The following is a 509-nucleotide window of genomic DNA, read 5'->3' on the forward strand; positions in this document are numbered from 1 at the left end:
CCCTATACGTCATCGGCTGGATTTCGGCGAACGCCGATCATCCGGCGCAGGGTCTGTTTCCCGTTTGAGTGGTGTCATTTCAGGTCCTTTGCGCGATGCGCCTTGGATTCGCCCGGATTGGTGTCACAGTCACGGCGCAGTCTGCGCCGTGGAAGAATTGAGGGTTTGTCTTGAACGAGATTCTTCACGCGCTTTTCAGCACACAAGGCTTTGTCCTCGGCACGCTGGTGCCATTCCTCTTCGTGCTGACCGTGGTCGTGTTCGTCCACGAAATGGGCCATTACCTTGTCGGGCGCTGGTGCGGCATCGGCGTCAGGGCCTTCTCGATCGGCTTCGGCCCGGAACTCTTCGGCTTCAACGACAGCCACGGCACGCGCTGGAAACTGTGTGCGATACCGCTTGGCGGCTATGTCAAATTCGTCGGCGACATGAACGCCACATCGAGCCAGCCGACGTCGGAAGAAATTGAAACGCTGACCGCGGAAGAGCGCAAGGTCGCCTTCCACACG

Annotated in this window: 1 protein-coding gene; it reads left to right on the forward strand. The window is 59.1% G+C overall.

The window, feature by feature from the left end:
• Positions 1–170: 170 nt before the first annotated feature.
• On the forward strand, positions 171–509 hold a 339-nt coding region (locus EN925_RS39025), incomplete at its 3' end, for a site-2 protease family protein (RefSeq protein ID WP_206633231.1).

Source organism: Mesorhizobium sp. M7A.F.Ca.US.006.04.2.1, from assembly GCF_004022915.1.
In the GTDB taxonomy this organism is placed as follows: Bacteria; Pseudomonadota; Alphaproteobacteria; order Rhizobiales; family Rhizobiaceae; genus Mesorhizobium; species Mesorhizobium ciceri.